This window comes from Janthinobacterium sp. 344, from assembly GCF_900112025.1.
Taxonomy (GTDB): Bacteria; Pseudomonadota; Gammaproteobacteria; order Burkholderiales; family Burkholderiaceae_D; genus Janthinobacterium.
In genome coordinates this window covers 11,417-35,739 of the sequence record NZ_FOKL01000019.1, presented here as the reverse complement: position 1 = coordinate 35,739, position 24,323 = coordinate 11,417, and the positions used below count along the sequence as shown (strand labels likewise).

General features: G+C 66.6%; 21 protein-coding genes. 6 read left to right on the top strand and 15 right to left on the bottom strand.

The features are described 5' to 3' along the window. Nucleotides 1–314: carbohydrate porin (locus BM193_RS27800; protein WP_139229977.1), on the bottom strand; the 314-nt coding region annotated here is incomplete at its 3' end. Nucleotides 315–649: 335 nt separating this feature from the next. On the opposite strand from BM193_RS27800, the gene BM193_RS27795 reads away from it, so the two are divergent. Together BM193_RS27795 and BM193_RS27790 are read left to right on the top strand one after the other, a co-directional pair. Beyond that, complete coding sequence (locus BM193_RS27795) at nucleotides 650–2,563, top strand: glucokinase (RefSeq protein ID WP_092804536.1); 1,914 nt, start codon at nucleotides 650–652, stop codon at nucleotides 2,561–2,563. Continuing rightward, nucleotides 2,547–3,626 carry a LacI family DNA-binding transcriptional regulator gene (locus BM193_RS27790; protein ID WP_092804533.1) on the top strand — a complete coding sequence of 360 codons (1,080 nt, stop codon included), beginning with the start codon at nucleotides 2,547–2,549 and terminating at the stop codon, nucleotides 3,624–3,626. Before BM193_RS27795 ends, BM193_RS27790 begins: the two co-directional genes overlap by 17 nt. Before the next feature lie 21 nt (nucleotides 3,627–3,647). On the opposite strand, the gene BM193_RS27785 is transcribed toward BM193_RS27790, so the two are convergent. The 4 genes from BM193_RS27785 to BM193_RS27770 form a co-directional block, all read right to left on the bottom strand. Beyond that, nucleotides 3,648–4,580, bottom strand: a complete 933-nt coding sequence (locus BM193_RS27785; protein ID WP_092804530.1) for a carbohydrate kinase family protein — start codon at nucleotides 4,578–4,580, stop codon at nucleotides 3,648–3,650. Further along, nucleotides 4,577–5,791 (bottom strand): AGE family epimerase/isomerase, encoded by a 1,215-nt coding sequence (locus BM193_RS27780; RefSeq protein ID WP_092804527.1) that lies wholly within the window; start codon nucleotides 5,789–5,791, stop codon nucleotides 4,577–4,579. Before BM193_RS27780 ends, BM193_RS27785 begins: the two co-directional genes overlap by 4 nt. 66 nt (nucleotides 5,792–5,857) lie before the next feature. Continuing rightward, nucleotides 5,858–6,859 carry a tetratricopeptide repeat protein gene (locus BM193_RS27775; RefSeq protein WP_092804524.1) on the bottom strand — a complete coding sequence of 334 codons (1,002 nt, stop codon included), beginning with the start codon at nucleotides 6,857–6,859 and terminating at the stop codon, nucleotides 5,858–5,860. After that, nucleotides 6,856–7,698, bottom strand: coding sequence for a tetratricopeptide repeat protein (locus tag BM193_RS27770; protein WP_092804521.1), 843 nt, complete (start codon nucleotides 7,696–7,698; stop codon nucleotides 6,856–6,858). Before BM193_RS27770 ends, BM193_RS27775 begins: the two co-directional genes overlap by 4 nt. Before the next feature lie 141 nt (nucleotides 7,699–7,839). Here BM193_RS27770 and BM193_RS27765 point away from each other — a divergent pair, with 141 nt between their 5' ends. Further along, a complete protein-coding gene (locus BM193_RS27765; protein WP_092804518.1) occupies nucleotides 7,840–8,229 on the top strand; it encodes a DUF1090 family protein in 390 nt (129 codons plus the stop codon). On the opposite strand, the gene mmsB is transcribed toward BM193_RS27765, so the two are convergent. The 3 genes from mmsB to BM193_RS27750 all read right to left on the bottom strand — a co-directional run bounded on the left by mmsB (nucleotide 8,226) and on the right by BM193_RS27750 (nucleotide 11,970). Further along, entirely contained in the window at nucleotides 8,226–9,131 is a 906-nt protein-coding gene (mmsB, locus tag BM193_RS27760; protein WP_092804515.1) for a 3-hydroxyisobutyrate dehydrogenase, read from the bottom strand. The two genes, BM193_RS27765 and mmsB, sit on opposite strands and share 4 nt — an antisense overlap. A gap of 10 nt (nucleotides 9,132–9,141) precedes the next feature. After that, a complete protein-coding gene (locus BM193_RS27755) occupies nucleotides 9,142–10,656 on the bottom strand; it encodes a CoA-acylating methylmalonate-semialdehyde dehydrogenase (protein WP_092804512.1) in 1,515 nt (504 codons plus the stop codon). A gap of 96 nt (nucleotides 10,657–10,752) precedes the next feature. After that, a complete protein-coding gene (locus tag BM193_RS27750; RefSeq protein ID WP_092804509.1) occupies nucleotides 10,753–11,970 on the bottom strand; it encodes an ABC transporter substrate-binding protein in 1,218 nt (405 codons plus the stop codon). Nucleotides 11,971–12,090: 120 nt separating this feature from the next. Between BM193_RS27750 and BM193_RS27745 the strand changes: the two genes are divergently transcribed. Beyond that, nucleotides 12,091–13,008, top strand: a complete 918-nt coding sequence (locus tag BM193_RS27745; RefSeq protein ID WP_092804553.1) for a LysR family transcriptional regulator — start codon at nucleotides 12,091–12,093, stop codon at nucleotides 13,006–13,008. 50 nt (nucleotides 13,009–13,058) lie between these two features. Then, nucleotides 13,059–13,589, top strand: coding sequence for an isochorismatase family protein (locus BM193_RS27740; protein ID WP_092804551.1), 531 nt, complete (start codon nucleotides 13,059–13,061; stop codon nucleotides 13,587–13,589). Here BM193_RS27740 and BM193_RS29340 read toward each other — a convergent pair. Further along, complete coding sequence (locus tag BM193_RS29340) at nucleotides 13,582–13,704, bottom strand: hypothetical protein (RefSeq protein ID WP_302847696.1); 123 nt, start codon at nucleotides 13,702–13,704, stop codon at nucleotides 13,582–13,584. The two genes, BM193_RS27740 and BM193_RS29340, sit on opposite strands and share 8 nt — an antisense overlap. On the opposite strand from BM193_RS29340, the gene BM193_RS27735 reads away from it, so the two are divergent. Then, entirely contained in the window at nucleotides 13,703–15,574 is a 1,872-nt protein-coding gene (locus tag BM193_RS27735) for a transthyretin-like family protein (protein WP_217638534.1), read from the top strand. The two genes, BM193_RS29340 and BM193_RS27735, sit on opposite strands and share 2 nt — an antisense overlap. A 7-nt stretch (nucleotides 15,575–15,581) precedes the next feature. Here BM193_RS27735 and BM193_RS27730 read toward each other — a convergent pair whose 3' ends face one another. From BM193_RS27730 to BM193_RS27705, 6 genes are all read right to left on the bottom strand, one after another. After that, complete coding sequence (locus tag BM193_RS27730) at nucleotides 15,582–16,745, bottom strand: acetyltransferase domain-containing protein (RefSeq protein ID WP_092804506.1); 1,164 nt, start codon at nucleotides 16,743–16,745, stop codon at nucleotides 15,582–15,584. Between the two features lie 107 nt (nucleotides 16,746–16,852). Further along, a complete protein-coding gene (locus BM193_RS27725; protein ID WP_175533448.1) occupies nucleotides 16,853–18,940 on the bottom strand; it encodes a TonB-dependent siderophore receptor in 2,088 nt (695 codons plus the stop codon). A 71-nt stretch (nucleotides 18,941–19,011) separates the two neighbouring features. After that, nucleotides 19,012–20,754 carry an ABC transporter ATP-binding protein gene (locus BM193_RS27720; RefSeq protein WP_092804503.1) on the bottom strand — a complete coding sequence of 581 codons (1,743 nt, stop codon included), beginning with the start codon at nucleotides 20,752–20,754 and terminating at the stop codon, nucleotides 19,012–19,014. After that, nucleotides 20,751–22,487 (bottom strand): ABC transporter ATP-binding protein, encoded by a 1,737-nt coding sequence (locus tag BM193_RS27715; RefSeq protein WP_092804500.1) that lies wholly within the window; start codon nucleotides 22,485–22,487, stop codon nucleotides 20,751–20,753. The genes BM193_RS27720 and BM193_RS27715 overlap by 4 nt, the downstream gene beginning before the upstream one ends. Then, complete coding sequence (locus BM193_RS27710; protein WP_092804497.1) at nucleotides 22,484–23,269, bottom strand: ABC transporter ATP-binding protein; 786 nt, start codon at nucleotides 23,267–23,269, stop codon at nucleotides 22,484–22,486. Before BM193_RS27710 ends, BM193_RS27715 begins: the two co-directional genes overlap by 4 nt. Then, entirely contained in the window at nucleotides 23,266–24,303 is a 1,038-nt protein-coding gene (locus BM193_RS27705) for a FecCD family ABC transporter permease (RefSeq protein ID WP_092804542.1), read from the bottom strand. The genes BM193_RS27710 and BM193_RS27705 overlap by 4 nt, the downstream gene beginning before the upstream one ends. Nucleotides 24,304–24,323 lie beyond the last annotated feature (20 nt).

The window sequence follows — 24,323 nt, the reverse complement described above, 5'->3', positions numbered from 1 at the left end:
GCGTTGACCCAGATGGTGGCCAGGTAGTTCACGCCGCCGGACTTGGCGATGGATTTGGTGTAGCCGAATTCCGTGTAGGCATCGCACTCATTGCCCAGACGATATTTCATGGTATTGCCGCCCAGACCGAAACAGCCTTGTGAGCCGCCGTCACCCGAGGTATTGCTGCCGGCGCCGGCGCGCAGGTAGCCGTGGAAGCCTTCGGAATCGGATGGGTACATGGGGTCGGCAGCAGCGGCACCGCTGGCGATAGCTAAGACGATGGCAGCGGGCAGTGTCTTCAACACAGCCTTCAACATGTTGCGATGCAGCATGGTAAGTCTCCTCAGTAATTTGTTTTTATCTAGTCATTCGTGGCCGAATGTACTGGCCAGAATTCTTTCCAGCAGAGACATAGTAACTATACTACGAACAAATATCAACATATTATGTTGTAATCCTACGACTACTCTGCGACACTTTATTTGCCCGCTTTTTTGCCTTGCCGCCGCCCGTTTTTGACATGGCGGACAAGCAACAGAGGACAGGCAATACGGGCGGCCCCGCATTTTTCGGCACGCGGCACGTATACGAATTAAAATCCTTGGTTTTTGCCCATAACGACAGTGCGCCGCCACGACAGCGCACGCAGACGAGATAAAGCACCGCCATGAAAATTGATGAAAAAATGGAAGTAGCAGGCAGCGATCCGGCGGAGCGCTTCAGCGATGGGCCGCGCCTGCTGGCCGACATCGGCGGCACCAACGCCCGCTTCGTGCTGGAAACGCGCCAGGGCCACCTGGAAGCCGTGGCCGTGCTGCCGTGCGACGACTATGCCTCGCTGCTCGACGCCATCACCGCCTACATGCTGAGCAGCGAGGCGCGCGCCGCCGGTTCGGCGCGCGTGCGCCATGCGGCCATCGCCATCGCCAATCCCATCGACGACGACACCATCCGCATGATGAACCATCACTGGTTCTTCTCGATCGAGGCCATGCGCGCCGCACTGGGCCTCGACACCCTGCTGGTGGTGAACGACTTCACGGCGCTGGCCATGGCCCTGCCCTATCTGCGGCCCGACCAGCGCCAGCAGATCGGCGGCGGCATGGCGCGCGCCGACAGCGTCATCGGCCTGCTGGGCTCGGGCACGGGCCTGGGCGTGTCCGGCATGATCCCGGCGGAAGACCGCTGGATCGCGCTGGGCAGCGAGGGCGGCCATGTCAGCTTCGCGCCGTGCGACCAGCGCGAGATGGACGTGCTGTCCTTCGCCTGGCGCGAACTGTCGCACGTCTCGGCCGAACGCCTGGCGTCCGGCCGCGGACTGGAACTGATCTACCGCGCCCTGTCCGAACGCGCCGGCCAGCCCGACGCGCTGCCGCTGCTGGCGGCCGAAATCACCAGCCGCGCCCTGAACAATGAATGCGACGTCTGCCTCGAAGCGGTGGACTGCTTCTGCGCCATCCTCGGCTCCATCGCCGGCAACGTGGCCATGACCCTGGGCGCGCTGGGCGGCATCTATATCGGCGGCGGCATCGTGCCGCGCCTGGGCCCCTTGTTCGAACAGTCGCAGTTCCGCGCGCGCTTCGAACAGAAGGGCCGCCTGAACGAATACCTGGCACAGATTCCCACCTTCCTGATCACGGCCGAACTGCCGACCTTCCTTGGCATCGCCGCCATCCTGGCGCAAAAGCTCAAGCGCGCGCACACGGGTGCGCCCGTGCTCGAATCCGTGCGCCAGGCGCGCGGCAGGATGAGTCCATCGGAATGCAAGGTGGCCGACTGGGTGCTGAAGGAACCGAACGCCATGCTGACCCTGCCGATCGCGGAAATCGCCCAGCGCGTCGGCGTCAGCCAGCCGACGGTGATGCGTTTCTGCCGCTCGATCGGCGTGCAGGGCCTGGCCGATTTCAAGCTCAAGCTGGCATCGGGCCTGACGGGCGGCGCCATCACGGTGGCGCACTGCCACGTGGAGATTTCGGATTCGGACGCGGAGCTGGCGCGCAAGGTGCTGGGCAATAACGCCTCGGCCGCCCTGGCCCTGCGCGACATGCTCGACGTGAAGGCGCTGACGGCCGCCATCGAGCTGCTGCGCGGCGCGCAGCGCGTGGAATTGCTGGCCGTGGGCAGCGCCCGCGTGGTGGCCGACGACATGCAGCAAAAGCTGCTCAACCTGGGCATCGTCAGCAGCTTTTTCGCCGACCCGCAGGCGCAGGAAATGAGCGCCGCCATGCTCAAACCGGGCGACGTGGCGCTGGTCATTTCGCGTTCGGGCGCCCTGCCCGACCTGCTGCGCACCGTCAAGGTGGCGCAGGCCTGCGGCGCGCGCGTGCTGGCGATCACGGCCAGCGGCTCGCCCCTGGCCAAGCTGGCCGACGTGCTGCTGACCCTGAACCACCCGGAAGGCAACCTCAATTTCGTGCCCATGATCGTGCGCCTGCTGCAGCTGATGATGCTCGATATCCTGTCCGTCGGCCTGGCGCGGCGCGACACGGCGCAGCGCACCAGCGCGGCCGAACTGGAAGAGGGTCAATTGCACGGCATGCGCATCAGCGGCAAGCTGAAGTTCGGTGGCCACCTCGAATAAGGCGGCGCCAGCCGCGTTTGATAACGCCAGCGGCGCCACCGTGCACGACGTGGCGCGCGTGGCCGGCGTGTCGGCCATGACGGTGTCGCGCGTCATCAACGGGCGCGCCAGCGTCAGCGCCGCCACGCGCGGCAAGGTCGAGGCTGCCATCGCCAGCCTGCACTACCAGCCCAACCTGGCGGCCAGGGCGGCGCGCACGGGCACCCTGCGCATCGGCCTCCTGTACAGCAACCCCAGCGCGGCCTTCCTCAGTGAATTTTTGGTTGGCGCCATGGACCAGTGCCGCCAGGGCGGCGGCCAGCTGCTGCTGGAACGCTGCGAAGACCTGGCCAGCCAGCGCGCCGCCATCGACTGCCTGGTGGCGGCCGGCGTGGACGGCATCCTCGTGCCGCCGCCCCTGTGCGATTCGCCGCAGGTGCTGGCGCAACTGAACCAGATGGGCATCCCCGCCATCGCCGTGGCCACGGCGCGCCCGTCGCCCGATGTGTCGGCCGTGCGCATCGACGATTACGAGGGCGCGCTGGCCATGATGCGCCACCTGCTCGCGCTGGGCCACCGCGATATCGGCTTCATCGAAGGCGATCCGGCGCACACGCCCGCCCTGCTGCGCCGCCAGGCCTACGACGACGCCATGCGCGGCGCGGGACTGGCCGTGACGCCACAGCGCGTGGCACAAGGTTATTTCACGTACCGTTCGGGGCTCGACGCGGCGCGCCGGCTGCTGGCGCAAGCACCGCACCCCAGCGCCATCTTCGCCAGCAATGACGACATGGCCGCCGCCACCCTGGCCGTGGCCCACGGCATGGGCTTGCAGGTACCGCAGGAACTGAGCGTGTGCGGCTTCGACGACACGCCCGTCGCCACCACCGTGTGGCCGGAACTGAGCACCATCCACCAGCCCATCGCGGACATGGCGCGCGCCGCCGTTACCCTGGTGATCGATGAAATCCGTCAGCGCCGCGCGGGGGAAATAGCGCCCGCCACGCATCATCTGATGGCGTTCACCCTGATGGCACGGGCGTCGTCGGGCCCCGTTGCGCGGGGTCCGAGCCGCCGGGCCTGACCCGGCGTTACCACCGGGTGCCTAGCGCACCACGGTGCGCGCCGCCAGCGACTCCACCAGCGCCACGGACGGCGGCGAGCCGCCCGCCGCCAGGCAGGCGCCCGCGCCCGCCGCGACGGCAAAGCGCAAGTGCTCGCCATCGTCCGCGTCGGGCCGGTACATCAGGCTGTACAGCAGGCCACCGATGCTGGCGTCGCCCGCGCCCACCGAGTCGACCACCTCGATGACGGGCGGCGCCGCCTGCCAGACTTGCTCGCCCCGGTACAGGGCCGCGCCCTGCGCTCCACGCGTATACAAATACGTGGCCTGCGGATTCCAGCCGCGCAGCGTGGCAAACGCGGCATCGATGTCGGCGTGGCGGAACAGGCCCGCCAGGTCTTCGTCCGACACTTTCACCACGTCGGCCAGCTGCGTCATGCGGCGCAGGGTGGCGTCGTAGCGCTCATCCATCATGACGCGGAAGTTCGGGTCATAGCTGATCTTCACGCCGGCCGCCTTGAGCTGCTGCGCCAGCGCCACCAGCTTGCCCGCCAGCGGTTCGCGCGCCAGGCTGATGCCGCCGAAATGCACCCACTGCGCGCCCTGCATCCAGCCGGCCGGCAGCTGCGCCGCGTCGAAATGCAGGTCGGCGCTGTCGTCGCCGATGAAGTAATACGTGGGCGGATGCAGTTCATGCACGATGGCCAGCAGGGGCGACTTGGCATGGCGCTGCAAAAAGCGCATGTCCAGGCCCGCCGCGTCCGTCGCCTGCGCCAGCGCGTCGCCGAACACGTCGAGGCTGACGGCGCCCGCAAAGGCGCTGGGCACGCCCAGGCGCGCCATCACGCGCGCCACGTTCCAGGTCGAGCCGCCCACCTGGCTGCTCCACTGGTCGCCGCCCGTGCGCAGCATGTCCGTCAGCGCCTCGCCGGCCGACACGAATTGTGGAAATTCGCGGGGAAGAGCGGCGCTCATGCGGCACCTTTGAGCACGTTCAGCACTTCATAGCAGGCGCCCATGGTGTGGTAATCGACCTTGCCGGCCGGGCTTTTCTCGTTGCTGATTTTCTGGTTCTCGGGCGTGAGGATGCGGTACCAGGCGCCATGCTCATGGTCGACGAAGTGCTTCCAGCTGTAGTCCCAGATCTTGTCGTAGCTTTGCCAGTAGGCGTCGTCGCCCGTGCGCGCGGCCAGCACGGCGGCGGCCGCGAAGCTTTCCGCCTGCACCCAGAAGTATTTGTCGCCGTCGCAGATTTCATCGTGCGGGCCGAAACCGTAATGGATGCCGCCATGCGCGCCATCCCAGGCCTTGGCCAGCGCCGTGTCGTACAGCGCGCGCGCGCGCGGCAGCAGCCAGTCGGACGGTCCCGCCATGAACTTGGCGTGCCGCTCCATGATCAGCAGCAGCTTGGCCCACTCCGTGAAGTGGCCGGGCTGGTAGCCCCACGGACGGAAGATATTGCTCTTGTCGTGCAGGTTGTAGTCCCAGTCGATCGTCCAGTCGCTCTTGTAGTGCTCCCAGATCATGCCATTCGCCAGGCCCGCCTGGCGCACGGTGATGTTGTGCGCCAGCGTTTCGGCGCGGTGCAGGTAGCGCGCCTCGCCCGTCGCCTCGAACGCGGCCAGCATCGCTTCGCAGGCATGCATGTTGGCGTTCTGTCCCCGGTAGCCGTCCAGGGTGGCCCAGTCGGCGCTGGCCACGTCCGCGTACAGGCCGTGTTCCGGCAGCCAGAAGCGCTGCTCCATCAATTCGAACGTTTCGTCCAGGTAGGCGTGCGCTTCCGTCACGCCCGCTTGCAGCGCGTGCGCATAGGCCAGCAGCACGAAGGCCAGGCCGTAACAGTGGTTGGCGCCGTCCTCCACCGTCCTGGCGCCATCTTTCCACGACAGTTGCCAGGCGTAGCCGCCCGTGGCCGGGTCGCGGTGCGCGTCGCGCAAAAAGGCCACGCCGTGGCGCAGGGCCGCCTGGTAGTCGTCGCCGCCGAAATGGCGGTACGCCATGGCGTAATTGAAGATGAAGCGCGTGCTGCTGACCAGGTGGCGCGTGGCAGCGTCGTACACCGTGCCATCGTCGAGGAAAAAGTGATAAAAGCCGCCGCTGGGGTCGACGGCGCGCGGGTGGTAAAAGCGCATGGTGTGCAGGATGTGCGCTTCGAGCATGTCCTTGGAACGGAAATCGGGATTCATGGATGTCTCAATATTGTTATCGATAACAAAGATGATAGCATGCCGCTTTCGCGCCGTCTCGGTGTATCAGGGGACTTGCTCCATGTGCAGCTTTTCGCGCCACTGCGCTGCACGGATCGGGCTGGCCTGCTGCCCCAGTTCGCCGTTCTCGAACACCTTGACCAGCCGTTCGATGGCTTCCGTGTCGCCCTGTTTCGCCGCCAGCAGATACAGCTCGAGGGGCTTGGGTGCCGGTCCTTGCCGGGTGGGACCGCCCCGGCCCTGCTCCAGCAGGCGCGCGAAGCCCGTCTGGCCCGGCGGGCTTTTCGCGATGGCCGCCAGCTCGTACCAGCCCAGCGCCGCCTCGTCGCTTTGCGGCGCGCCCCGCCCCACCTCATACGCATAGGCCACATTGTTCAAGCCGGACGGATCGAGCGCCTTGGCCGCCTGCATGTACCAGCTGAACGCTTCCCGGCGCTGCGCCTCGTCCTTCGCCGTCATCATCAGGCGGTAGCCGATCTCATTGTAGGCGGGGATAAAGCCTTTTTCGGCATAGAATTTCAGCCAGTGCAGCGCGTGCGCCTGTTCTTCGGGGCTGCTGTGGATATTTTCAAAGTGCTGTGCCACCGTGAAGTTGGCCAGCTCCACGCCTTGCGCGGCGCCCTTGCGCGACCAGTATTCGCCCAGCTTGCGGTCGACCGGCATGCCCTGTCCCAGCGTATAGGCGACACCGAGGAAAGCCTGCGCCGGAGCATAACCGCCTTCGGCCGATTTCCGCATCCACGCCAGGCCGGCGTCAAGGTCGCGCGGCGTGCCCTCGCCCTCGTGCAGCATCTGCGCCAGCTCCAGCTGGGCGGCCGCATCGCCCCCTTGCGCCGCCAGCCGCGCCTTGTCGAAGGCGGCGACCTTCTCCGGCGACAGGTCGGCCGGGCGGTTGACGACGGCCTGCACCTTCGCGCGCATGTCGTCGAGGCCCTTGGTGTCGAAGTCGGCCAGCGCCGGATGCTGGCGCGGTTCCTTGGAGGACGCGGGCTGCGCCAGCACGGGCTGCGCCAGCGCCAGGGTCAATAACAATACGATGGTCTTCATTTCTTCTCACTTTCCAGCAGTTTGCCGCGCCATTCGGCGGCATCGTCGGCATTCGCCGCCTGTCCCAGTTCGCCCTTGGCATACACGTCGAGCATGCGCCGCATGGCGGGCACGTCGCCGCTCCACGCCGCCCGCTCGTACCAGACGAGAGCCTGCTTGTCCGACTGTGCCACGCCCAGTCCCAGTTCATGTGCGCGGGCCAGGTTGCGCATGCCGGCCGGCTGCTTTTCACGTGCCGACCTGTCATACCAGTGGAAGGCCTCGCCGCGCTCCTGCTCATCGGTGGCGGCGCGCATCAGGTGCTCGCCGAGCGCGTTATAGGCAGGAATAAAGTGCTCTTCGAGCGCGGCCTTCTTCAGCCATTGGATGGCCAGCGCCTGTTCTTCGGGAGGGCTGGCGCCATCGATGAATTCCAGCGCCAGGATGGTTTGCGCCAGCGCGTCGCCCTGCGCCAAGCCCTTGCGCAGCCAGTATTCACCCTGCACGCGGTCGATCGGCACCTTGCCGCCCACCGTGTAGGCCAGGCCCATGGCCGATTGCGCCGGCGCGTAGCCGCCTTCGGCCGACTTGCGTATCCAGGCCATCGACTGCGCCGTGTCCTGCGGCGCGCCGACGCCCAGCTGCAGCATGCGCGCCAGTTCCAGCTGCGCCTCGACGTCGCCCGTATCGGCCACGCGCCGTGTCGCGGCAAATTCGGCGATGCTCTCGGGACTCTGGCTGCTCCCATCCGCCCGTGCCTTGATGGCGATCAGCTGCAAGTCGAGCAAGGTGGGGGAAGTCTGGGCCAGGACGGGCAGCGGCAGGAGAAAAGGGATCAGCAAGCGGAGTTTCTTGGACATGCGACGGGGGCGGGAAGAGGAAAACACGCATGGTAGCCGATGCCTGCCAGGTGAGGCGCGCACCGCACGGCGGAGCGGGTTTGACAGGGCTGGCCGGCGGGCTTACATTGCATCAACTCAACCCCCAACTCCAGGAATACCATGAACCGCCTCGCCACCACCGCCTTGACCTTGCTGCTCGCCGCCGCCTCCGTGGGCGCCAGCGCCGCAGACACCCAGCTGACGGGCTGCGCCGCCAAGCGCGAAAGCATCCGCAGCGAATTGCGCCAGGCCCAGGAACAGGGCTTGTCCGACAAGGTCGCGGGCCTCACGCGCGCGCTCGACGAAGTCAACGCCCACTGCCGCGACAGCAGCCTGGTCGAGCGCCACAACAAGAAGATTTTAAAGGCACAGGCCAAGGTCAACCAGACGGAACGTTCATTGCGCCTGGCCCAGGAAGCGAACAAGGAACCGAAGAAGATCGCCAAGCTGGAAGGCAAGCTGGAAAAAGCCAGGGCGGAACTGGCCGCCCTGCAAGCCCAGCGGCCTTAAGCTTTCTCGCCCAGCAGCTGGTAGATGCTGGAAAAATCCAGCGCGCCCGCGCCCGCCTTGCTGTGCAAGCTGTATAAATTGCGCGACAAGGCGCCCAGAGGGATGCTGGCGCCGCTGGCCAGCGCGCTTTCCACGGCCAGGCCCAGGTCTTTCAGCATCAGGTCGGTGCCGAAGCCGCCCGCATAGCCGCGCGACGCGGGGACGTTGTCCGCCACGCCCGGACACGGGTTGTACACCTCCAGGGTCCAGTTGCGGCCCGAGCTTTTCGCCATCACCTCCGACACCACTTTCGGATCGAGGCCGTTGGCCACGCCCAGGCGGATCGCTTCGCTGGTGCCGATCATGAGTATCCCCAGCAGCATGTTGTTGCAAATCTTGACCGTCTGGCCGCTGCCCAGCGCCCCCGCGTGGAAGATGGCCTTGCCCATGGCTTCCAGGTAGGGGCGCGCCGCCGCCACCGCCCCCTCTTCGCCGCCCACCATGAAGGTCAGGGTGGCATTGGTGGCGCCGGCCGTGCCGCCGGAGACGGGCGCATCCAGCATGGGCATGCCCCGCTCCTGCGCCGCGCGGCCCACCTGGCGCGCCGCCTCGGCGGAAATCGTCGAGCAGTCGATCAGCAGGGTGCCGGGCCGCGCCTGCGCCAGGATGCCCGCGTCGCCTGCCGCGCCGCCCAGATACGCGCCCAGCACGTGGCGGCTGGCCGGCAGCATGGTGATGACGATGTCGGCCTGGCCGATCGCCGCCGCCCGGTCATCGGCGACCAGGCCGCCGCCGTCGGCGAACTGCCGCACGCTGTCCGCCACCAGGTCAAAGCCGGTGACGGCGTGGCCGGCCCGCACCAGGTTTTGCGCCATGGGCAAGCCCATGTTGCCCAGGCCGATAAAGACGATGTTGGTGCCCATGGCCGCCCCCTTATTTCATCGCAATGGTGGTATTGACGCCGCTGCCGCCATCGTCCGGGGCGAACCAGCGCGCCGTGACGGTCTTGGTCTGCGTCCAGAAGTACAGCGCCTGCTTGCCGTTCGGCCCCAGGTCGCCCAGCTTCGAGGCGCGCGAGCCCGTGAAACTGAAATAGGCGACGGGCACGGGGATGGCCACGTTGATGCCCACCTGGCCCACGTCGATCTCGTTCTGGAACTTGCGCCCCGCCCAGCCGGACGAGGTGAAGATCGAGGTGCCGTTGCCGTTCGGGTTGGCGTTGATGAAGGCGATGGCCTGGTCCAGCGTGTCCGTCTCGACCACGCACATGGCCGGGCCGAAAATCTCCTGCGTGTAGACCGAGTTCGACGCCTGCACCTGCGAAAAGATCGTCGGCCCCATGAAGTTGCCGCCCTCGTAGCCGGCCACCTTGTGGCCGCGGCCGTCGAGCAGCAGCTGGGCGCCCTCGTCCACGCCCGCCTGGATCAGTTTTTCGGCGCGCTGCATGGCCGCCTTCGAGACCATCGGGCCCAGGTCCGCCTCGCGGTCGCTGCCCGGCCCCACTTTCAGCGCCTTGGAACGGGCGACGATTTCCGGCAGCCAGGAGCGCGCCTCGCCCACCAGCACCACCACGGAATTGGCCATGCAGCGCTGGCCGGCCGCGCCGAAGGCGGCGCCGATCAGGTTATTGATGGCCTGTTCCTTGTTGGCGTCGGCCAGCACGACGCAATGGTTTTTCGCGCCCATCATCGATTGCGCGCGCTTGCCCGCTTCGCTGGCGCGGCGGTACACATGCGTGCCCACGTGGGTGGAGCCGATGAAGGAGACGGCCTTGATGTCGGGATGGTCGCACAGCATGTTGACGACGTCGGCGCCGCCATGCACGACGTTCAGCACGCCCGCCGGCAAGCCCGCCTGGTACATCAGCTCCACCAGGTACATGGTCGAGGACGGGTCCTGCTCCGACGGTTTCAGGACAAACGTATTGCCGCAGGCAATGGCGATGGGGAACATGAAGCACGGCAGCATGACAGGGAAGTTGAAGGCCGTGATGCCGGCGCCCACGCCCAGCGGCTGGTAGATATTGTAGACATCGACGCCATTGGCCGCGTTTTCCGCGATTTCGCCCAGCTGCAGGGTGGCGATCGAGCACGCGTGCTCCACCACTTCCAGGCCGCGCATCACTTCCCCTTCCGCGTCGGGCAGGGTCTTGCCATGTTCGCGCGTGATCAGTTCGGCCAGCGCGGCCATGTTTTCGCGGATCAGGTGCTGGTACTTGAGCATGATGCGCATGCGCGCCGCCAGCGGGGTATTGCGCCACGTCTTGAAGGCTTCCTTGGCCGTGGCGACGGCCAGGTTGACTTCGTCGGGCGTGGAAAACGGCACCCTGGCGACGATTTCCTGCGTGGCCGGGTTGACGACGTCGCGCCACTCCGTGCTGGTCGAGGCGTGGTGCTTGCCGGCGATGTGCAGGGGGATGGCGGGGACTGAAGTGAGGGCTTGGTTCATTTGTTTGGCTCCGTGATTGATTAGTTACCCCAAGAGCAGATTCCGGGGTCGGACCCTGAGGGTCCGACCCCAGCCTTTCGCCGTTAGGGGTGAAAATTATTTTTTGACCAGGTTGCACGCCGCCGCATCCATCGGTTTGAACGCCTGGTCGGCGGGGATGGTGGACAGCACTTTCAGGTAATCCCACGCGCCCTTCGATTCGGCCGGGGTTTTGACCTGCACCAGATACATGTCGTGGATGACGCGGCCGTCGGGACGGATCGAGGCGTTGTGCATGACGGCGTCCTGGATGGGCAGCTCGCGCATTTTCTGGGCGACGATTTTCGAGTCGTCGCTTTTCGCGGCCGCCACCGATTTCAGGTAGTGGTAGACGCTGGAATACACGCCCGCCTGCACCATGGTGGGTTTGGCGCCCTTGTTGAGCGCCTCGAAGCGCTTGGCAAACGCGCGGCTGCGGTCATCGAAATCCCAGTAAAAGCCGTCCGCGTAGACGAGGCCCTGGGCCGTGTCCAGTCCCAGCGCGTGCACGTCGGAGAGGAACACCAGCAAGGCGGCCAGGCGCTGGTCCTTGCCGCTGCCGATGCGGAACTCGCGCGCCTGCTTGATGGCGGAGACGGTGTCGGCGCCGCCGTTGGCCAGGCCGATCACCTGCGCTTTTGACCCTTGCGCCTGCACCAGGAAGGAGGAGAAATCCGAGGCGTTCAAGGGATGGCGCACGGCGCCCAGCACCGTGCCGCCATTGCGCTTGACGACCTCGCTGGCGTCCTTTTCCAGCGAATGGCCGAAGGCGTAATCGACGGTGACGAAGTACCAGGATTTCTGTCCCAGCTTGGTCAATGCCGCCGCCGTGCCGGCCGCCTGCGAATACGTGTCGAACATCCAGTGGAAGCCGTTCGGCGAGCAATCCTCGTTCGTCAGGCGCCCCGTGGCGGGGCCGCTGAACATGGCGATGCCGCCCTTCTCCTTCATCAGCTTTTGCACGGACAGGGCCACCGACGAGTTGGTGAGGTCGGCGATGGCGTCGACCTTGTCGCGGTCCAGCCATTCGCGCGCCTTGGAGGCGGCGATGTCGGCCTTGTTCAAGTGGTCGGCCGACAGGATCTCGATCTTCATGCCCTTGCATTCGGCCTTCAGACAATCTTCGACGGCCATCTGGCTGGCGACGACGGAGCCGCGCCCGCCCATGGCCGAATACGGGCCGGACATGTCGGTGAGGATGCCGATCTTGACGACGCCATCGGAAATCTGCGCCTGCGCGCCGGTGAAAGACAGGGAAAGCGCCAGCGCGCCCATGGCCAGAACGGTTTTTTTCATGCGTGTCTCCAGGTGGATGGGTTTTTCTTATATGTTTAGCTGCATTCTGCATGTGTAAAAATATGCGTTCAAGCGAAATTAATGCATAATTCCTTTGCAAAAATGCACAAGGAGAACAAAGTGCTCGATTGGGACAATGTCCGCGTCTTCCTGGAGCTGACGCGCAGCGCGGGACTCGTCGATGCGGCGAAAAAGCTGGGCATCGACCACTCCACGGTGTCGCGGCGCATGCGCAAGTTCGAGGAGCAGGTGGGCACGCAGCTGTTCGACCGCAATTACGTGGGCTACCAGCTGACGCCCGAAGGCCACCGCCTGATGGAATATGCGGAAACCATGGAAAGCACGGTGTTTGCCGCCACCGAGGAATTGGGCGAACACAACCGGCTGCTGTCGGGCCAGGTGCGCCTGGGCGCGACGGAAGGCTTCGGCGCCGTCGTGCTGGCGCCGCACCTGGCGCAGTTTTGCGGCCGCTATCCGCACATCAGCGTGGACCTGATCGCCGTGCCCCGCTTCGTCAGCCTGTCCAAGCGCGAGGCGGACGTGGCCATTTCCATCGAGCGTCCCCTGTCCGGCCCGTATGTCGTGACCAAGCTGTCCGACTACCGGCTGAAACTGTACGCCACGCCAGGCTACCTGGCGCGCCATGCGCCTATCACCGGCGTGGCGCAGCTGGCGCGGCACCCCATCATCGGCTACGTGGACGACCTGGTCTTCAGCGCGGAATTGCGCTACATGGACAACGTGGCACCCGACTCGCTGCGCGCGTTTCGCAGCACCAGCGTGATCGCCCAGTACCACGCGGCGCGCGCGGGCCAGGCGCTGGCGATCCTGCCCTGCTTCGTGGCGCAGCAGTCAAGCGAGCTGGTGCCCGTGCTCGATGGCGACATCGACCTCGTGCGCTCGTTCTGGATGATTTCGCCCAGCGAACGGCGCAACATCGCCAGGGTCAGCGCCCTGTGGAATTACCTGCGCGGCGCCATCGACCTCAATCACGCCTACCTGATGGGAGAGACGGCCGCGCCCAGCTGGCCAACTTGAGCACACTGCGGCGCGCTACACTGTCGCCACATATGAACAAGGAGAACGCCATGCTGATGGATGCCAACCAGGCTGTGTTAGTCATTGTCGACCTGCAAGGCCGCTTGATGCCGGCCATCCACGACGCCGGCCTGGTGCTGGCGCAAAACCTGCGCCTGGCCCACATCGCCCGCCTGCTCGGCGTGCCCGTGCTGGGCACGGAACAGAACCGGCAGGGCCTGGGGCCGAACGTGGACGAGATCGCCGCGCTGTGCGAACGGACCCTGCACAAGACGCATTTCGGCGCCTGTGCCGACGGCTTGCAAGCCATGCTGCCAGCGGGACGCCAACAGATCGTCGTCACGGGCTGCGAAGCCCATGTGTGCATGCTGCAGACGGCCATCGGCCTGCTGGAACTGGACTATGACGTGATCATCGCCATCGACGCCGTCGGCTCGCGCCATGCGGCCAGCCGCGACGCGGCCCTGGCCCGCCTGGACAAGCTGGGCGCGCAACTGGTGACGGTCGAGATGCTGGCCTTCGAATGGCTGCGCGACTGCCAGCACCCGCGTTTCCGCGAGGTGCTGGCACTGATCAAATAGCCGCTCGTTTAAGCAGGATCAAGCCCATCGGCCGGCCATTTGCTAGCTTGGTAACAGCGCCGCCATTGCGAGCGGCGCAGCTGTCCAACGCTTCAATCATGCTGGAGATCATCATGGCCTATATCCTGCGGGGCAAGCTGTGCGGCTTGATCTGTGCCGAGTGTCCGGAACCGCTGTCACACGTCATCGTGCGCCTGTACCGGCCGCGCGACACGCAACACATCACGGCCCTGGCGGTGGCCAGCGCCAAGGAAACCTTCGCCATCCTGACAGACGAGGAAGTGCAGGCGAAGGCGCCGTTCCTGCTGGCCGAGGCGCGCACGGATGAAGACGGCAACTACAGTTTCACCCTGGAAGGCGATTACCAGGGCGAAGCCGTCGAGGTGGACGTGCTGTGCCCCAGCGTGCCGCACCTGAAGCCGGGGCCGAAGGCGCCCGTGCCGCTGCAGTTTTCCATCACCACCCTCCAGCCGCGCTGGCGCCAGGTGGAAAATGACTTTCTCGCCGTCTGGGATTATTGCTTGCCGCAACGCTTCTGGTGCCTGGTGCGCGCCCGCTTCGGTGCCTGGACCATCTGCGGCCGCCTGCGCACCTGCGACGCGCCGCAAGCGCCGATCGCCGGCGCCACCGTGCGCGCGTTCGATGCGGACTGGCTGCAGGACGATGCGCTGGGCGACGCCGTGACGGATGCCGGCGGCCGCTTCCGCATCGACTACCTGACCTCCGACTTCACGCTGACGCCGTTTTCGCCCTTCATCAACGTGGAGTTCGCCAGCGGACCCGACGTGTATTTCACGGCGCAGCTGGGCAGCGTGACCATCCTGTCGGAAACGCAGGCGAATGGCCGCCAGCCGGGCCGCGAAAACGTGGGCCACTGTTTCTGCGTGGAGTTGTGCTCGAAGGACGTCTTGCCGCCCGACGTGGAAGGCGTGCCGCACTGGCAGCAGGTGGAAGTGTTCGACATCCACCCGTTTCCCTCGCTGGCCGGCTTTTCCGCCCAAGGCTATGCGGGCGGCCCCAGCGCCTCGTATGTGTTCGCCGGCGGCGTGACCTTGAAAGGCAATTGCCCGCTGCGCAACAGCGCCATCCCCGCCAATCCGCTCGAATACCGTTTCCTCATCGGCGAGTGGACCTGGCCCGGCGGCAGCGACGACCCGACCGCCATTCCCTCGGTCGCGCCCGCCAGTCTGGCGCCTTTGAGCCAAGTGCTCGGCACCCTCGTCGGCTATGTGTTTTATACGAACGGCCTGGGCTTGAGCGACTCGGCCCAGGTGATCGTCGATGCGGGCGATCTGAAACCGGGCGGCTGGATCAGGGTCGACGGCAAGCCCGTCACGGTGGACATGCGCGACGGCACGACGGCCATCGTCAACGTGGCGCCCACCATCTTCCTGCGCACCTTCGATTTGCTGACCATCAACACGCCGGCCATCACCAGCCTGCATCCGGCCAAGCTGCCGGGCGGCTTGCCCATCCTCGACGCGGGCCGCAGCCTGACGGCGGCCGAGAGCGAACCGATACGCCGCTACCGGCTGGGCTTCGAGGTGCGTGATGGAAATACCCTGGCGCTGGTGGCCACGGACGGGCTCGACTCCATCGTCTTCGACAACTCGCCCGTCATCGTGGCGCTGGACCTGGAAGAGCTGCGCAGCAATGCCTGCAACCCCATCGCGGGCGGCCTCGTACATATTCTGTACACGATCGACCACCCGCATTTGCGCTTCTTCAATATCACGATTTCCAACAACAATGGCATCGCCCATCCGCCGCCACCGTTGCCGGCCGCCAGTTTCACCCCGCCGCCGCCGCCCGGCAACTACCTGTTCCGTGGCGGCGCGGGCGGACCTCACCTGTCAGGCAACAATGGCGGCTTCCCCGTCAACGTGGCGCTCGATCCGCCCTGCGCCTACCGGGTGGCCATCGGTTGGCAGACGCGGCATTACCTGGCGTCGTCGCACAGCATCGACAGGCTGTATTGCAAGTAGACCTCGTCTAGAAATAGCGCACCCACGCCTGCTGCGAGCTGCGCTTGTAATTGGCGAAGGCGCGGCAGGGAAAGTACAGCACGGGCATCAGCAGCAAGGCCAGCAGCCAGACTTGCCAGAGATGTTCGACGCCATAACGCTGGCCATGGTTGGCACCCAGCACGGCCGTCAGGGTGAGGCTGATGGCCAGCAGCAGATACAGGTGCAGCAAATAATAAAACATGGGCGCGCCGCCGAAGGTGGCACAGGCCCGCGTGAAGCCGTTATCGATGCTTTCCAGCCAGGCCAGGCCCAGCAGCCCCAGGCCCAGCGTGAATAGCAAGAAGTCCAGCGACGGCGGATACTTGGTGAAATTGAGCACGCTCATGAGCGTGCGCAAGGCCGTCTCGCCCGCCACCCACGGCAGGGTTTCCCCATACAGATTGAAGCCGCGCAGCACGCCCAGCAGCAGCAAGCTGCCCGCGCCCAGCGCCAGCAGCCAGCGCCGACGCCCGTGCGGCGAACGGCTGCGCGCATACAGGGGGCCGGCCGCATAGCCGAGCAGAATCACGCCGATCCACGGCAGCAGCGGATAGCTGACCTTGATCTGCATGGCGCCGTCCGCCACCAGGTAGCCCCGTTGCAGCAGCACCGTCAGGGCGTAATAGCCAAGGCTGCCCGGTTCCGCGCGCAAGCCAGTCATCAAATGCTGGCCCGCGATCATCGCCACACCGAGCACGAGCAGCACTTTCAAGGGCAGCTTATGCAGCACGGCCAGCGCCATCATGGCCAGGCCGATGACCCAGATCACTTGCAGGTACAGCACGGCGGGCGGCAACGCGCCGCTCCACGCGAAATTGACGAAGACCAGTTCCAGCACGACCAGCAGCAAGCCCCGCTTGAACAGGAAGCCGCTGGCACTGCGCGGACCGGCGGCCGGATGCGAGTACAGCCAGGCCGACAGGCCCGTCAAAAAGACAAACATGGGCGCGCACACGTGGGCCGCCAGGCGCGTGAAGAACAGGGCCGGATCGACATGGGCCGCATCCATCGGATCGCTGACCTGATGGTGTAAAAAGACGGTTTCACGCACATGGTCGAACAGCATGATCAGCATGACGAGGCCGCGCATGACGTCGATGACGGCGATGCGGGTGCGCAGGATGGCGGGGGAAGTCAGGGGAGCAGTCATTTATTCATTTTTAATGTAAGGGTAAGAGTAGCGTGCGTACCCCAACGGCAGAACCTGGGGTCGGACCTTAAGGTCCGACCCCGGCACTTTGCTGTTGGGTCAATACATCAAAACCTGTAATGCGCATTCAACGTCATCGCGCGCTCCGCCCCCGGCGCCACCCACAGCTGGCTGTAGGAACTGGCATAGTAGCTGCGGTTGAACAGGTTTTCCACGTTCAGGGCCAATCGCAGTCTGGCGTTCGGCGCATACGACGCCAGCAGCCTGGCCGTCGCATAGGCCGGCAGGGTAAATTGGCTGCTGACGGCCACGTCGCCCAGGCGCTCGCCCACGTATTGCACACCGCCGCCCACGCTGGCCGTGCCCGCGCCCAGCGCAAACTGCTGCGTGGCGATGACGTTGGCGCCGTGGCGCGGCACGTTGGGAAAGCGGCTGCCCGTCACGATCGTATTGTCGCCGCGCGTGACGCTGGCGTCCGTGTACGCATACGCGCCCGAGACGCGCAGGCCGCGCGCCAGTTCGCCCGACACGTCCAGTTCCAGGCCCCGGCTGCCCACCTCGCCCGCCGCGATGGCGAAATCCGTGTTGGCGGGATTGGTCGTCAGCACATTGCGCTTGCGGATGTCGTACACGGCCACGGTCCCCGTCAGCTTGCCCGTGTCCAGCTTGGCGCCCAGTTCATATGAGCGGCTGCGCTCGGCCGGGAAAGCCTGGTTATCGATGCTGATGCCGCTGTTGGGCCGGAAGCCCTTCGCCGCGCTCGCATACAGCGACCACCTTTTCGACGACTGGTAGACGAGGCCCGCGCGCGGGCTGGTGGCCGACAGCGACTGGCGGTTGCGCGTGTTCAGGCGCTTATTTGTGACGTCCTGCGTGTAGCTGTCGTGGCGCACGCCAACGAGCGCCTTCCACTGCGCGCCCAGGTTCAGTTGATCTTGCGCATACAGGCCGCGCGCCTGCTGCCCCTCTTGCGTGTCGATGGACAGGGCCAGCGGATCGGCCTTGCCGCCGTACACGGGATTGAAAATATCGATGGCATAGGCATTCGCGGCCGAGGGGTTGCGGCGCAGCTGCACCCGGTGGTCGTCGAAACGATAGGCATCCACGCCGGCCAGCACCTCGTGCGCCAGCGCGCCCGTTTTGAACTTGCCCAGCAACTCGACGCGGGCGGAGACGTCGGTGGCCGAGAAATCGCGGTGGCGGCGCTGGCGGCGCAGGGTGCGGCCATCGGGCTGCAGATTGTTCGCTTCCGTCGAATAGCCTGTCAATGCGCTGTCGCGGTAGGAAGCGCCCGCCTGCACCGTCCAGTCGTCGGACAGCGCATGGTGGATAAACAGTTGCTGCCCCAGCGACGTGACCGTCATGGGACCATCGCCCGGCTCGCCGAGGAAGCGCGACACGGGCACGGCCCCCAGCTTGCCGTTCACGGCCAGCACGCCCCGGTCGAACGGCGCGCGCTGGCGCACCGCTTCGATTTCATACGACACGCTCGTGCGCTCGCCCGCCAGCCAGAGAAACGAGGGAGAAAACAGGCTGCGCTCGACTTTCACCGTATCGCGGAAGCTGTGCCCCTGCTCATGCGCCGCGTTCAGGCGGTAGGCGACGGTCTCGCTCAACGGTCCCGTCAAATCGATGGCGGCGCGGCGCGTTTGAAAACTGCCCAGCGATACATCGGCGCCGTACTCGGGCGCGAATATCGGCTTTTTCGTCGTGATGTTCACCGTGCCGCCCGGCTCGCCCCGGCCGTACAGGGCCGAGGCCGGGCCTTTCAGCACTTCCACGGCCTGCGTATTGCCGCCGTCGCGCAGACCGTTGTAGCCGCGGCTGGAACTGAAACCGTTGACCATGTAGTCGGAGCCGAAATTCGGATCGCCCGTGAAACCGCGCATGGCATAGCTGTCCCACAGGCCGCCCAGCGGGCTCTGTTTTGCAATGCCGCTGGCCAGGTCCAGCGCGCCGGCCAAAGTCGTCACGCCGGCGTCGCGCAGCAGGTCGCCGGTCAGCACGCGCACGCTTTGCGGCAAGTCCATCAGCAGCGCATCCGTCTTGGTGGCGCCCGTGGCGGACAGGCTGCGGTAATGCTGGCGCTCGGCGCTGATGGTGACGACGTCGGGCACAAGGGGGCCTTCCGCCAGGGCCAGCGGACTGGCAGCGGCCAGCAGCAGCGCTATCGGGCGTTGCAAAAAGAGACACATGGGGAATCCCTGAAAGAGAATGAAATGCAAATGAATTGCATTGTAGGTGATAATTCACTCTCAATAAAGACCTATACTCCCAAATGCCATCCCCGTGCCTGGCCCGCCTGGCGCTGCATGCCGCTGTACACGCCACCCAGCCGCAGCAATTGCGCATACGTACCCCGTTCGACGATACGCCCCGATTGCATCACCAGGATCTGGTCTGCCTGCGCGGCAATCGCCAGCCGATGCGTGGCGACCACCACGGCATGGTTACGCGCCAGGCCGGTCAGGGTGGCGATAGCGCGCCGTTCGCTGATGGCGTCAAGCGCCGACAGTGGTTCGTCGAACAGCATCAGCGGCGCGGGTTTCAACAACGCGCGGGCGAACGCCAGCCGCTGGCGCTCTCCACCCGACAAGGTCCAGCCGCCTTCGCCGACCACAGTGTCCAGGCCTTGCGGCAAGGACTGCGCCAACGATGCCAGACCGGCCGCCGACAGGGCCGCCAGCAGATCCTGCGCCACGATCTGCCGGCCCAGGCTCAGATTGTCGCGCAAGCTGGCCGGCAGCAGCCACGTATGCTGGAACATCGGTGTCGCCAGTTGGGTCAGCGCGGCGTCGTCATTGGTCCGCATATCGACGCCGCTGGCCAGCAGCACGCCGCTGTCGGGATCCATCTGGCGGCACAGCAATTGCAGCAAGGTCGTCTTGCCCGAGCCGGAGGCGCCCGCCAGCACCGTCAGGGAGCGCGGAGCAATCTCCAGCGAGACGGCATCGACGATGGGACGTCCATTGCGCCGCACGCAGACAAGGCGCGCCTCGACGGCTGGCGCGTCCTGTTCCGGCACGCGGCAAGGCGACGCCAGCACGGGCAATTCCCGCTCCGCCAGCACGCCATCAAACTGGCGCAGGGTGTGGGCCACTTGTTGCAGGGCGGCGCCCGTGTGCACAACGGCGGCCATCGCCTCGGCCAGCACGGTGGCGACGATCAATGTCGCCAGCAGCGCCGGCACATCAAGGGCGCCAGCCAACACCTGGTGCAAGCCGATGGCCAGCAACAATGCATACGCCAGCTGCGCCGCCACGGTAAAACCGAGGGCGGCGGGGAACAGCAAATGCTGCGAGCGCCGTTCCGCCTGGCGCTGTTCCATCAGCGACTGTTCCAGCATGGCGCTGCCCAGCTCGGACCGGCCCGTGGCGCGCAGCACGGGTTGCGCCGCAATATATTCCAGCACGCGGCCATTCGCTTCGGCGCTGCTGGCCGCCAGCGCCGTCTCGGCCCGGCTGCCGCAGGCCTGCGCCCAGCGATACACGAATAACAAGGGCGGCATGGCCAGCAGCAGCACCGCACCGAGGCGCCAGTCGACGGCCAGCCAGAGCAGCCCTACCACCAGCGGCGCCAGCACGGCATCAAACAGGGGCTGCAGCAGGTGCGCGGGCGCGCCCATCACGACCATCACGCCGCCAGAGGCCAGCTGGCGCATATCGCCGGCACGGCGCGGCGTGCACCAGGCCAGCGGCAGGCGCACGATTTTATCGGCCAGCCGCCGGTGCAGCACATGCGCGCAGTGGGCACCGGCAGCATAGCCTTGCAGTCGCGTGACATGGCGCAGCGCGGCGCTAGCCGCTGCCAGCAGCAGGAACAGTAGCAGCCATGCACCTTGCGCTTGCCCCGGCTGCGGCGCCAGCCAGGCGCGCAGCAGCGGCAGCAGCATGCACAGGGCCAGCGCACCGAGGATACTGTTGGCCGCCATCAGCGCCAGCGCAAGGCGCAACTTGCCGGCGGCCGCGCCATCAAGCAGGCGCAACAGCAAACGCACGGTGGCGATCATGGCGCCACCTCGTCAACCCGGCTTTGCGCCGCCCACAGGGCCGCATACCTGCCCCGCGCGGCCAGCAACTGCGCATGCGTGCCCCGCTCACCTATGCGTCCGCCATCGAGCAGTACAATCTGGTCGGCCTGCACGATGGTTTGCAGCCGGTGCGCCACCACCAGCACCGTGCGCCCCGCCAGCAAGGCCGACAGGCCAGCCTGCACCTGCGCTTCCGACTCGGGGTCGAGGGCTGCCATCGCCTCGTCCAGCACGACGATACGGGGATCGGCCAGCAAGGTGCGGGCGATCGCCAGGCGCTGCGCTTCGCCGCCCGACAGCGCCAGTCCTTCGCCCAGCAAGGTGTCATAGCCTTGCGGCAAGGCCGTGATGCGGGCATGGATGTGCGCGGCGCGCGCCGCCGCTTCCACCTGGACGTCGCTGGCCTCTGGCCGCCCCAGGCGGATGTTGTCGCGCACGGACAGGCGCAGCACCTGCGTGTGCTGCAAGACAAAACCCACACGCGCATACAGCATGGCGGGGTCGATCTGGCGCACGTCAACGCCGCCGATGCGCACGGCGCCTGCCGTCACGTCCCACAGGCGCGGCAACAGCATGGCCAGGGTCGACTTGCCGCCGCCCGACGGCCCCACCAGGGCTGTCACGCTGCCCGCAGGCAGGCATAAATCGATGCCGTGCAAGACGTCGGCACTGCCCGGATAGGCAAAACGCACCTGTTCATAACGCACATCGTCGCCAGCCGGCAGCAACGACGTCGCCGCCTGCGGCATGGGCGCCTCGGCCAGCAAGGCGCCGATCCTGTGCGCCGCCGCCAAGCCTCCCTTCAAGTCATCGGCACCGTGCCCCAGCGCGGCGACGGGCGCGCACAAGGCCATGCCCAGCAAGGCAAACGGCAGCATCTGCGCGGGTGCCATCGCCCCCGTTTGCGCGCCCAGCCAGGCGCCACTCACGACAAAAGCCAGCACGACGGGCGGCGACAGCAGCACGTCGACCAGCGCTCCCATGCCGCCCCAGCGCCGCACCCAGGCCAAAAACTGCCGCGCATGGCGCGCCGCCACGGCATGGAAGCGTGCTTGCGGCAGTGCCTCCTGCGCATACGTCTTGAAGACGGCCATGCCCTGCACCAGTTCCACCATCGCCGCCGCCAGTTCGCCGCCAGTGCGCTGCAACTGCGCCTGTCCCTCGCGGAAGGCTGGCGCGGCCATGCCCCGATAGCGCCACCAGGCCAAAGCTGGCGCGACCAGGGTGACGGCTGTCATGCGCCAGTCCGTATGCAGCAGCCAGGCCAGGCATGCCATGGGCGCGACGACCACGGCGGCCAGGTCGGATGGCGCATGCGCCACCAGGCGGTGCAGCGCAGCCACGTCACGCTGCACGATTTCATTGACCTTGGCCGCATTGCTGCCCGCGTACCAGCCCAGCGGCACTCTGGACAAGTGGCGCGCCAGCCGCAGGCGCAACTGGCACTGCAAGTCCGCATCGGCCAGGTGCGTCAGGTGCAGGCCCAGCGCCGTCGTCAGTTGACGCAGGCACAGCGCCGCCAGTGCCAGCCACAGCACATTCCAGGCACGGCCAGCATCGACATCCGATGCCAATAGCAAGGCGCCCAATTGCGCCATGGCGATGTAAGGCAGTACGCCGCACAGGGCGGCCAGCGCCTGCAGCGCGCCAGCACCCAGCAAGCGGCCACGCACGGGCGCCAGCAAGGCCGCCAAATCGCGCCAGTCGCTCACAATGTCCCCTCCACGCAGACGACGGCAGCCATATCGAGCTGGCGTACCCTGGCCCGTACCCGGTAGACGCGCGCGATCAGAGCGGCGTCAATCACGGCATGCGGTGCGCCCGACGCCGCCAGCACGCCATCGTGCAGCACCATCACCTGATCGGCGCAGCCCAGCGCCAGGTTGATGTCGTGCAGGACGATGACGGTAATCAAACTATGTTCGCGCGTGGCGCGCCGTATCGCCTCGATCACCTGGAACTGGTGATACAGGTCCAGCGCGCTGGTGGGCTCGTCCAGCAGCAGCACTTTCGGCTGGCGCACCAGCGCCTGGGCCAGGCCCACCAGTTGGCGCTGGCCGCCCGACAGCGCCTCGACCTGTCGACTGGCCAGGGGCAGCAAGTCGAGGCGCGCCAGCACGGCCTCCACCCTGGCCACGGCGGCCGCATCGACCCTGGCGCCCAGCCAGCCTTCGCTGCGCCCCGCCATCGCGGCGCTGAGCACAGCCTCGAACACGCCCAGCCGCGTGCGCGAGGGCAGACTTTGCGGCAGGTACACCATGCTCTGCGCGCGCCGGGCTTGCGGCCCGCAGGCCAGGTCCACGCCATCGAGCAGCACGGCGCCCTGCATCGATTGCAAGCCGGCGATGCCGCGCAACAGGGTCGACTTGCCGGCCCCGTTCGGGCCGATCAGGGCAGTCACGCTGCCCGGCAACAAAGGCGGCAGGCTGACGCCGCACAGCACCTCGCGCCGTCCATACGCCACGCAGGCATTGCGCACCAGCAGGCCGCTCATGCCGCACCTCCCCGCTGGCGCATGACGATGAGCATGAAAAACGGGATGCCGACCAGCGCCGTGACGATGCCGACGGGGATCAGCACGCCGTTGATCAGCGTCTTGCTGCAAATCGAGGCCAGCGACAGGATCAGCGCGCCGGCCAGCGCGGACGCGGGCAACAGCAGGCGGTGATCCTCACCCACCAGCAGGCGCGCGATATGCGGCGCCACCAGGCCGATGAAACCGATGGTGCCGACAAAGGACACGGCCAGCGCCGACAGCAGGCTGATACGCAACAGGGACAGCATGCGCAGGCGGCGCACATCGACGCCGAAGCTGCGCGCGCGGTCCTCGCCCATGGTCAGCGCCGTCATGGCCCAGCTGTCGCGCACGGCCCATGGCGCGATCACGGCCAGCGCCGCGGCCAGGATGGCAATCTTGTCCCAGGAGGAGCGCGACAGGCTGCCCATGGTCCAGAACACCAGTTGCTGCAAGCTGTCCTGGCTGGCAACAAACTGCAGCAGCGCCACCAGCGCATTGAAGGCAAACACCAGCGCAATGCCGAACAGCACCAGGCTTTCCACGCCGAAGCCGCGCCAGCGCGTCAGCAGGTGCAGCAGGCCGACGGACGCAAATGCGAACAGGAAGGCATTCGCCGACACCACGTACTGGGGCGGCACCCCGGGCAAGCTCCAGTTCAGGACGATGGCCAGCGCGGCGCCGAACGAGGCGGCGGCCGACACGCCGAGGGTGAACGGGCTGGCCAGTGGATTGACGAGGATGGTCTGCATCTCGGCGCCCGCCAGCGCCAGCGCGGCGCCCACCAGCACGGCCATCAGCGCATATGGCAGGCGCACATCCCACACGATGACCTGCTCCATGCGCGGCACGCCATCGGGCTGCAGCAGTACCTGGAACAGGCGGGACATGCCCATGCCGGACGGTCCCGTGGCGATATCTGCCGCCAGCGAGACGGCCAGCGCGCACAGCAGCGCGCCCACCAGCAGGACGCGGCGCACATGGCGCCGGCGGTACGCCCTGCCCGCCGCCATGGCAGGCAGCGCTTGTGTCA

Excerpts from the sequence above, each read along its gene's own strand:
- BM193_RS27755 (WP_092804512.1), bottom strand. The coding sequence starts at position 10,656 with ATGAACCAAGCCCTCACTTCAGTCCCCGCCATCCCCCTGCACATCGCC.
- BM193_RS27785 (WP_092804530.1), bottom strand. The coding sequence starts at position 4,580 with ATGAGCGCCGCTCTTCCCCGCGAATTTCCACAATTCGTGTCGGCCGGC.
- BM193_RS27770 (WP_092804521.1), bottom strand. The coding sequence starts at position 7,698 with ATGTCCAAGAAACTCCGCTTGCTGATCCCTTTTCTCCTGCCGCTGCCC.
- BM193_RS27730 (WP_092804506.1), bottom strand. The coding sequence starts at position 16,745 with ATGACTGCTCCCCTGACTTCCCCCGCCATCCTGCGCACCCGCATCGCC.
- BM193_RS27725 (WP_175533448.1), bottom strand. The coding sequence starts at position 18,940 with ATGTGTCTCTTTTTGCAACGCCCGATAGCGCTGCTGCTGGCCGCTGCC.
- BM193_RS27775 (WP_092804524.1), bottom strand. The coding sequence starts at position 6,859 with ATGAAGACCATCGTATTGTTATTGACCCTGGCGCTGGCGCAGCCCGTG.
- BM193_RS27740 (WP_092804551.1), top strand. The coding sequence starts at position 13,059 with ATGCTGATGGATGCCAACCAGGCTGTGTTAGTCATTGTCGACCTGCAA.
- BM193_RS27710 (WP_092804497.1), bottom strand. The coding sequence starts at position 23,269 with ATGAGCGGCCTGCTGGTGCGCAATGCCTGCGTGGCGTATGGACGGCGC.
- BM193_RS27705 (WP_092804542.1), bottom strand. The coding sequence starts at position 24,303 with ATGGCGGCGGGCAGGGCGTACCGCCGGCGCCATGTGCGCCGCGTCCTG.
- BM193_RS27780 (WP_092804527.1), bottom strand. The coding sequence starts at position 5,791 with ATGAATCCCGATTTCCGTTCCAAGGACATGCTCGAAGCGCACATCCTG.
- BM193_RS27750 (WP_092804509.1), bottom strand. The coding sequence starts at position 11,970 with ATGAAAAAAACCGTTCTGGCCATGGGCGCGCTGGCGCTTTCCCTGTCT.
- mmsB (WP_092804515.1), bottom strand. The coding sequence starts at position 9,131 with ATGGGCACCAACATCGTCTTTATCGGCCTGGGCAACATGGGCTTGCCC.
- BM193_RS27765 (WP_092804518.1), top strand. The coding sequence starts at position 7,840 with ATGAACCGCCTCGCCACCACCGCCTTGACCTTGCTGCTCGCCGCCGCC.
- BM193_RS27720 (WP_092804503.1), bottom strand. The coding sequence starts at position 20,754 with ATGATCGCCACCGTGCGTTTGCTGTTGCGCCTGCTTGATGGCGCGGCC.
- BM193_RS27735 (WP_217638534.1), top strand. The coding sequence starts at position 13,703 with ATGGCCTATATCCTGCGGGGCAAGCTGTGCGGCTTGATCTGTGCCGAG.
- BM193_RS27795 (WP_092804536.1), top strand. The coding sequence starts at position 650 with ATGAAAATTGATGAAAAAATGGAAGTAGCAGGCAGCGATCCGGCGGAG.
- BM193_RS29340 (WP_302847696.1), bottom strand. The coding sequence starts at position 13,704 with ATGATGATCTCCAGCATGATTGAAGCGTTGGACAGCTGCGCCGCTCGC.